The organism is Candidatus Methylobacter favarea, from assembly GCF_902806695.1.
Taxonomy (GTDB): Bacteria; Pseudomonadota; Gammaproteobacteria; order Methylococcales; family Methylomonadaceae; genus Methylobacter_B; species Methylobacter_B favarea.
In genome coordinates, this window is record NZ_CADCXN010000003.1 from 1 (window position 1) to 6,896 (window position 6,896).

15 protein-coding genes are annotated in these 6,896 nt (G+C 45.6%); all 15 read right to left on the bottom strand.

What is annotated here, in order from left to right; genetic code table 11:
- Positions 1–57: 57 nt before the first annotated feature.
- Positions 58–306 (bottom strand): phospholipase D-like domain-containing protein, encoded by a 249-nt coding sequence (locus HUX64_RS01335; protein WP_174624456.1) that lies wholly within the window; start codon positions 304–306, stop codon positions 58–60.
- 49 nt (positions 307–355) lie between these two features.
- Positions 356–688: a GIY-YIG nuclease family protein gene (locus tag HUX64_RS01340; protein WP_174624457.1), complete on the bottom strand. Its 333-nt coding sequence runs from the start codon at positions 686–688 to the stop codon at positions 356–358.
- Between the two features lie 140 nt (positions 689–828).
- Positions 829–1,065, bottom strand: a complete 237-nt coding sequence (locus tag HUX64_RS01345) for a type II toxin-antitoxin system VapB family antitoxin (protein WP_246246861.1) — start codon at positions 1,063–1,065, stop codon at positions 829–831.
- Between the two features lie 18 nt (positions 1,066–1,083).
- Positions 1,084–1,527 carry a hypothetical protein gene (locus tag HUX64_RS19030; RefSeq protein ID WP_217426383.1) on the bottom strand — a complete coding sequence of 148 codons (444 nt, stop codon included), beginning with the start codon at positions 1,525–1,527 and terminating at the stop codon, positions 1,084–1,086.
- Between the two features lie 6 nt (positions 1,528–1,533).
- On the bottom strand, positions 1,534–1,776 hold the full coding sequence (locus HUX64_RS19035) for a hypothetical protein (RefSeq protein WP_217426384.1): 243 nt from the start codon (positions 1,774–1,776) through the stop codon (positions 1,534–1,536).
- A 21-nt stretch (positions 1,777–1,797) separates the two neighbouring features.
- Positions 1,798–3,726, bottom strand: coding sequence for a hypothetical protein (locus HUX64_RS19040; protein WP_217426385.1), 1,929 nt, complete (start codon positions 3,724–3,726; stop codon positions 1,798–1,800).
- A complete protein-coding gene (locus HUX64_RS19045; protein ID WP_217426386.1) occupies positions 3,668–3,856 on the bottom strand; it encodes a hypothetical protein in 189 nt (62 codons plus the stop codon). Before HUX64_RS19045 ends, HUX64_RS19040 begins: the two co-directional genes overlap by 59 nt.
- 11 nt (positions 3,857–3,867) lie before the next feature.
- Positions 3,868–4,059: a DUF1156 domain-containing protein gene (locus HUX64_RS19050; protein ID WP_217426387.1), complete on the bottom strand. Its 192-nt coding sequence runs from the start codon at positions 4,057–4,059 to the stop codon at positions 3,868–3,870.
- Between the two features lie 32 nt (positions 4,060–4,091).
- Entirely contained in the window at positions 4,092–4,487 is a 396-nt protein-coding gene (gene vapC, locus HUX64_RS01355) for a type II toxin-antitoxin system VapC family toxin (protein ID WP_174624458.1), read from the bottom strand.
- A complete protein-coding gene (locus HUX64_RS01360) occupies positions 4,474–4,713 on the bottom strand; it encodes a type II toxin-antitoxin system VapB family antitoxin (RefSeq protein ID WP_246246862.1) in 240 nt (79 codons plus the stop codon). Before HUX64_RS01360 ends, vapC begins: the two co-directional genes overlap by 14 nt.
- Before the next feature lie 72 nt (positions 4,714–4,785).
- Positions 4,786–5,082, bottom strand: coding sequence for a type II toxin-antitoxin system RelE family toxin (locus HUX64_RS01365; protein ID WP_174624459.1), 297 nt, complete (start codon positions 5,080–5,082; stop codon positions 4,786–4,788).
- Positions 5,079–5,288: a hypothetical protein gene (locus HUX64_RS01370; RefSeq protein WP_174624460.1), complete on the bottom strand. Its 210-nt coding sequence runs from the start codon at positions 5,286–5,288 to the stop codon at positions 5,079–5,081. The genes HUX64_RS01365 and HUX64_RS01370 overlap by 4 nt, the downstream gene beginning before the upstream one ends.
- Before the next feature lie 33 nt (positions 5,289–5,321).
- The gene (locus tag HUX64_RS01375; RefSeq protein ID WP_246246863.1) at positions 5,322–5,954 is read right to left on the bottom strand and encodes a DUF3780 domain-containing protein; all 633 of its coding nucleotides are present in this window, start codon (positions 5,952–5,954) and stop codon (positions 5,322–5,324) included.
- A 122-nt stretch (positions 5,955–6,076) separates the two neighbouring features.
- Positions 6,077–6,307, bottom strand: coding sequence for a hypothetical protein (locus HUX64_RS01380; protein WP_174624461.1), 231 nt, complete (start codon positions 6,305–6,307; stop codon positions 6,077–6,079).
- 4 nt (positions 6,308–6,311) lie between these two features.
- Positions 6,312–6,767, bottom strand: a complete 456-nt coding sequence (locus tag HUX64_RS01385; protein ID WP_174624462.1) for a chitobiase/beta-hexosaminidase C-terminal domain-containing protein — start codon at positions 6,765–6,767, stop codon at positions 6,312–6,314.
- Positions 6,768–6,896: the final 129 nt, after the last annotated feature.

Sequence of the window (6,896 nt, forward strand, 5' to 3'; positions counted from 1 at the left end):
TTCGCGTCGTCTCAGTAAAGCCTACGAACGACTGACTCGCATCGACGAAGCTTGGATTTACATCGCCATGACTCGCATCATGGTGAATCGTTTGGCTTGACGCGATAATTTCCAAACAGCTTCTAAATCAGAATTACAAATAACGCGAATTTTACCGCTGACTGAGTCTAACGCTTCGCCCGCCACTTCAAAAATGCTCGATCTGAAATAACCGGCAATGCGGTCATAGCATTGAGCGCTTTGCAGTTTTTGATTTAAAAAACTGCCGTCTAAAGGGGTTTGGCGGGATGAATAACGGGTAATCATTCGATGCCATCAAGCCGTTGTAGTGAGGTACTTCTCATATATAAGTCCGTCATTCTGGCAGGGATTGCCGGAATCCAGCGGCCAAGGATGGTGACACTAAATCAGCCCATAAGTCATGCCAATCTGGATTATATTGTTCAATCAGCCGTTTTTTAAATATTCGCGGCCATTTCTTGATCTGTTTGTCTCGCAAAATAGCGCTTTCTATCCGTTCATGCACTTCAAAGCATGCCAAGATATGCACGAGATATTTTTTGGTAAAAGCATCAAGCAAACCTTGCCGATGCTGATAGACACGCCCGATTAAATTAGAGTTAACGCCAACATATAATGTGACATTACGAGCACTGGCAAGCATATAAACGCAAGGCCGTTTTTCCATTTAGGTTCCCTAAAGCTATCTCGTGATATACAAATAGCGTCATACCCGCCGGGAAGCGGGTATCCAGCGCCATAGATGGCAAGCTTAATACATCCCTGTATTCTGGACTCCGGCAATCCCTGCCGGAATGACGGCTTGACTTAATGGCGCGGCCAAAGATCATAATATCGACCAATACTTTCAAGAATCCCGCCCCTTCTTGTAATCATAATCTGGGTCAGGATCAAAGTGACCAAATAACTCAAAAATTCTAATTGTTTACGGCGGTTTATAAATTCTTTTAGCGCGGTAACCACTGTATCTTCCTTGGTTTTGAAATGACCCAACGTTTGCGCCTCATTAATTAATTCATCATCAATAGCCAAATGTGTTGTCATGATATTTTCCTCCACGAGTTAGGCGTTGAAATTCTCTATCGCCCCAGCGAGGGTATGCGCCGCTTCCGCATCGACTTCCCAATGCGGCATGTGATCGATATGGGAGAGACGGTTCAAATAACCCAATATTTCGATGATCTTCTTACGATTGCCCCAGTAATCCTTGACTTCCGCGCTCAGATAATTGACGCCTTCTCTAGCGTTTTCTTTGGCGACGGTTTCATGCAGGGCAAACAGCACATGACGCATTAACGAACCGGCAAAGTTATCGCCGCCGAGATTAGAGCGTTTAAATTCCGTGCCGGTTTTAAAGCGTACTTCATTGGCTTTGGTTTTGGCAAACATGAACGCATATTCGCGCACGCCGAAGTCCTTGGCGAATTCCTGATAGGCGCCGGCACGCAATTCGCCATTTTTTTCCAGTTCCAGGCCTTTTAAATACAGCCGTTCGGAAGCCGTCAAACCTTTTCATTGAAATTCATCAAAGCCGATGGGGATAAGATGATTACAGGCAATTTCAACGGCTTGATCTATCAGTTTTTCAAACGCTGATTTTTGGTTCTTATGCTTTTCCCGATAAAGTTCGTTCTCGATGTTAATGCCCTCAATCGTAGAAAATCGGGTCATCACCCTGAGCGCGGCGGCATAGGCGGCCAGTTGATAATCGGTGTCGCCGAAGTTGGGCAGTTCCTTATCATCCAGCGCCATCATTTGATCGAGTTGAGCACGGACTTAATCCTCGATCAGGCTGGGTAATTCATCGGGAAACACTTCTTCATTATAGGTGCGTTTGCGTAACACCAGCAAAACAGTACCTTGAACGTAATTGCCTTTTTTAAGACCTGATGTGGTTTTAGTCGCAATTGTCCAGGCTGAACTGACATGAAGACCCGCCGCCCATAAAATCATGCCTAAGTCCGCCCAAACAGCAGGGTCTTGATGGGCGAATTGCACCATTTGCAGGCCGTTTTCGGGCATGTTGTTTGCCAAATTGGCATAAATCTCAGCCATTTCCTGTTTAAATTCGTGACCATTTCCTTTGCCAGCCAAAGCAGAGCGAATAATGGATGTCCATTCAGGAAAGGTATGGGCCAGGCTTTTTTCATACCAAACTGAAAAATACTCGCCTAATTCATGGTAATTAATTGCATCGGCATAAGGCGGATCTGTAATCCATACATCCACTTGGGATTTAATATCGCGCGCATCAGCAGTACAAACTAAATCTTTGCTCTGCAAAGAATAAAGCGGGTATTCAACCGATGAGTGCCCAGTACCTTTAATTTTTGCAAGCGGTCTAACGGAAAAGTTATAAAGTGTATTTAAAGCCTGATTAACAAAGGTTTGATTCCCTTTTAGATTGCCAGCATGCGGCATCCATGCACATAATCTTGAGTTCCAATCGGCAATTTTTGCTATCCCAAGATAGCTTGCTACCGATTTATGTTGGTCATCATGTACGGACAGCTCTTGCAGCAAACCTGCTAATAATAACTGTCTTGGAGTATACAAATGATGCCAATAACTCCAGCCTCTTGTTCTTATCGGTTCTTCAGTTTTATCACCGCCGCGTTCAATTTTCCGACTGGGAATATAGCCTTTTTCCTGCCAGTCCGTGAAACGCTTTGTTAACAAATCTAACACCCGTTTTTCTCGCTCTAAATCCTCGTCAGTGACTGAACAATAATGACGACGCGTTTTTTCCACCGGCTCACCTTGGGCATTGGTTGACCAATAAGTTTCTAGCCAGCGCACCCAATAAAGCCGTTCCTGAAACACATCGTCAGGACGCGGAACTACGTCTTCATTTTCCCAAAGCCGCAAGCCGTAAACGGTTTTTCCGTCAATTTTTTTATCGCCGCGCAGCTCCGGAATAGAAAAACTTTCACCTGTTTCAGGGCAAGCCATGCGGCCATTCTGCACGGATCCTGACTTGGCTTTAACAAAGGTTTCTTTATCGGCATTAATGACGATTTCAATATCGTAGCGTTTATTGATAGGATTAGGTTTTAGCACCGCGCAAATATCATCTTTTTCACTGATAACCCAGATGGGAGCTAACGGCAATAAATAACTGGTAGCCGGACACACGGCTTCGATGCAATACAAATAAGCATCCGCCCGCCAGCCTTGCGCATTGTGCTCAATACCCCATTCGGTAATTTGTTCGTCAGCGGCGGCAAATGCGGCTTGCTGCGCCGCCTGCACGTTTTCCTGAATCTTTTTGCCGCCGCCGATCAGGTGAATACTGGCCCAGGTCAGCAAGGCGGCCACCGGGTTAAGGTCCGAACCATAGGCTTCACAGCCGATCCGGGCGGCTTCAAACGGAATCGAACCGCCGCCGCAAAAGGCATCGCCGACTCTGGGCGTATGGCCAAAACGCTTCTTGCCGAGCTGGTCTATCAATTCCTGGATGTTATTCGCGGTGGTGCCTAAATGCGCGTTAATCTCCAGCCATGCCGTTTCGCTGGGGCCTTCGATTTGTTCGGGGCGGTCGCAGTATTCCAGTTTTTCGTCATAGCTTAAATGGTCAAAATAGCGACGGGTAATTTCATCTTTTTGGCTTTGCGTGACGCCTTTTGTCCATGAGATGCCGCCTTTGTCAGTGATGGCAAACAGCGTTTCCGGTTGTAGGCTGGGATGAGGTACGAATCCCGGCATGAGGAGCCTCTGGTGCCGGGATTCGTACCTCATCCCAGCCTACATTCATGGCGTTTTGGCGCCGCCATTCATAGAGCGTTTTCACCGGAATGGATTTGGAGCGGCGTTGCCATAAGCCGTCAGCGTCCATCGTCAAAATCTTTAAAAAAATCTCCCGGTCTTTAACATGCCCAGAATAGAGGCGCGAATTAAAATTAACGGTTTACGGCCCCACCATTTGCCCAATCCAGTTAGAGTCTGACCTAAATTAGCTTTATGTTCTTTATACGATTCTTTGGAAATTAACGAGACGGGGAACTGCGTTTCAATAAAGGTTTTATCGGTTTGTGGCATGGATGGTTAACAAGGAAAGAAATAAAAACCGGCTATCGCCAGAGTTGCTCATGCAAGGGGCGTATTTGATGGATGACGGTGAAATCCTTGTCGTTATGCAGCAGTAAACAATCGTTTTCCAACGCAAGCTGGGCAATACAACAATCGATGGGACTGCGCACCGTCAAGCCCTGGCGGCGCAAATCAAAGTAGATGCGCGCGGCTGCGTGCCATGTCGATGCGCTCGCTTCGACATAGGTTTGGCCTTCAAGATGGCTGGACAGCAATTGCCATTCTTTGTTATCACGACAGCCTTGCAGAAGCTCCAACTGATTAAATCGGCTCAAGACCACTTCACGGTCGTCCAGCCATACTTGTATCCGTTCCGCTTGCGTGCCGGTTTTATCCTTAAAAATAAGAATCCAGACCGAGGTATCAATCAAAATCATGACGCAGGCTTCGTGCCGCTTTATGATCAAAATCCTCTCTGAATTCTATTTTTCCGGCCAGTCTGAACAAGTCCTTTTTTTTACGGTTTTGCACCAGTTCTTTCAGGGCCAGGTTAACCAATTCCCGTTTGGTGTGTATGCCTGTCAAACTGATGGCTTCGTTCATTAATTCATCGTCTATGACAATATTGGTGCGCATGGCGGAAGACTCTCTGGTGTATGGCAATACACATCATACCGCCATTGGTGATCCTTTTAAAGCTAATTCAAATGGCAGCCGTTTGCCTACGATGCTGGGTTACGGAAAATATTTATAAACGTCTTTTCTATGTAAAAAACGAGTAAAAATGAGCTCATCATTTAAGACTTCTAAGCCCACTCGGTAATTACCTATGCGGATGCGGTAAAAAGTGTCATAGCCTTGAAGTTTCTTTACATTAGTGTCATAGCCTTGAAGTTTCTTTACATTTTTGAGTTCGTTTAGGTTTTGCGCTGTTTTACAATCAATAATAATTTCTTTGATTTTAGCTAATAGCTTGTTATCTCGAATATTGCTTAAGTCTTTTGCAAATTTAGACTCAAATTTGACCTTCACTTTAACTCGCCATTCAGTAGGGGGAAAATTTCATCATCTGAAACAAAGTCATTTTTTCTACCTTCAGAGATAGCATTGGCTAAACCCACTTCCTCTAAAGCCTCCAGCACGACATCATATAAAACCTCTCTTTTCGTTTTGAGAAGCTCGACTATGACTTCAGTAAGAAGTTCTTTGGTTTTTTCATCACTTATTGAAAGTTCCATATGTGTTCCCAGTTGTGTTGTTGTTATGTTGATTTAATGACCGCTTGACATTAACGACAGCTCAAACTCTGCCCGGCGATTACGTAAAACACCTTCCATCACCGGGTTTTCAGTTAGCGCAAAACGCACGGCTTTACGCCAGCCTTTATTGCGGCCATTAACGGCATGCCCCGTGGCCGCATTGGTCATGGTATAAAGCCACCAGCGTTCTTCAGGCACCAGACCCAACCAGTTATGTACGGCTGTGACTGATAGTTCCGGGTCTGCATCTTCTAAAGCCCAGGCTAATAGAGTGAGTTCTTTGCCCAAGGTTCGATCAACGGGTATCTGACCCTTTTTGAGCCACTGACCCGTTTTTACGCCCAAGTTTCGCAAGCAACGATTAAATTCGGCCTTTACGTGCTCTTCTATTTGTTCCCAGGTATGGCGATTTAAAACGGCCTTTATTTGTGCATCCACATCATTAAAGGTGGGCGATGTTTCTTCGCCTTTTTCCGGTTTAATCCAGTGAAAATATTCGGAAATAAGTACCTTGGCCTCTTTCGCTTTTGAGATGGGTACCGTAACAATAAAGCAGTGCTCGGTTTGCTCCGGATCAAATCCGAAACCCAAGGGTTGAGATTTTTTTACGGATACTCGCGAATGGGCGGGCATTGCTGCGCTCATTGACGTACTTCACCGGGTTGAAGTTGCCGGCCCACTTCCGCTAACCAATCGATGAGCTGTAGGCCGCGTTGAAATTTAACTTCTTCTACACTAATACTGATTTGGCTGCCTTTCATCACACCTTACAGTTTTTCCACGATCGTTTTGATTTCATCACCCGTATATTTCGTGGAGCCTTCAGTGCTATAGGTGAGTGAAGCTGAATCATCGTTAGCAAACACGTCCATAATAACGCCTTTCACCCTGCCTTCGAATTTTATTAAACGTTCAATAAAATCAAAAGCTGCTTTAGCGGATAAAGTGCCTTGCTGGTGGACATCCCAAGTCAATGGTTTTGAGGGTTCAATGACCACTTTTTTATCCGATTTTTTCGAGTTGCGATTTTATGCCTTCCTTGGTCGCTATGGCTTGCACAAAACGACTGGAAGACGGGACTTCAAAGGCACTGTCGTAATAAGCGCCTAAACTGCCTGGGTCAGAGCCATCGGTGGTATAACGTATTTCCGCACCACCGGGTATGGCTTTCAGTTCCACTTGCCACTTATCGCCACGCTGAATGACCTCATGCTTGAGTTGCAGCGTGTTTTCCCAGGTATAGACTTTACCTTGGTCATGTTCGCCCCGGCTATCGACACATAAAAAAGTGACGCGCATATCGCTAGTGCTATATCTGGAATAACCACCTTCAGTTTCAGCGACATCCATCGATGCGGAGCTGAGTAAGCTATTGCCCAGTTCATAGAGTACTTTGTCGCCGTTGACGGGTGTGATTTTTAAATTCGCTTCGCCGGTATCAGAATTTCGACTGAGCACCTTAAAGTGGACCCCGAAAACCGGACAATAGATTAAGATATGTCCTGACCTAAAAAGAGGCGGGAAATGAGCGAAAGCAAACGGAAGATATTTACCGGGGCGCAAAAAGCGAAGGTTGCCTTAGAAGCC

Bases quoted from the DNA above. Each gene is read 5' to 3' on its own strand.
- HUX64_RS01335 (WP_174624456.1), bottom strand. From the start codon at position 306: ATGATTACCCGTTATTCATCCCGCCAAACCCCTTTAGACGGCAGTTTT.
- HUX64_RS01340 (WP_174624457.1), bottom strand. From the start codon at position 688: ATGGAAAAACGGCCTTGCGTTTATATGCTTGCCAGTGCTCGTAATGTC.
- HUX64_RS01345 (WP_246246861.1), bottom strand. From the start codon at position 1,065: ATGACAACACATTTGGCTATTGATGATGAATTAATTAATGAGGCGCAA.
- HUX64_RS19035 (WP_217426384.1), bottom strand. From the start codon at position 1,776: ATGATGGCGCTGGATGATAAGGAACTGCCCAACTTCGGCGACACCGAT.
- HUX64_RS19040 (WP_217426385.1), bottom strand. From the start codon at position 3,726: ATGCCGGGATTCGTACCTCATCCCAGCCTACAACCGGAAACGCTGTTT.
- HUX64_RS19045 (WP_217426386.1), bottom strand. From the start codon at position 3,856: ATGGACGCTGACGGCTTATGGCAACGCCGCTCCAAATCCATTCCGGTG.
- HUX64_RS19050 (WP_217426387.1), bottom strand. From the start codon at position 4,059: ATGCCACAAACCGATAAAACCTTTATTGAAACGCAGTTCCCCGTCTCG.
- vapC (WP_174624458.1), bottom strand. From the start codon at position 4,487: ATGATTTTGATTGATACCTCGGTCTGGATTCTTATTTTTAAGGATAAA.
- HUX64_RS01370 (WP_174624460.1), bottom strand. From the start codon at position 5,288: ATGGAACTTTCAATAAGTGATGAAAAAACCAAAGAACTTCTTACTGAA.
- HUX64_RS01375 (WP_246246863.1), bottom strand. From the start codon at position 5,954: ATGAGCGCAGCAATGCCCGCCCATTCGCGAGTATCCGTAAAAAAATCT.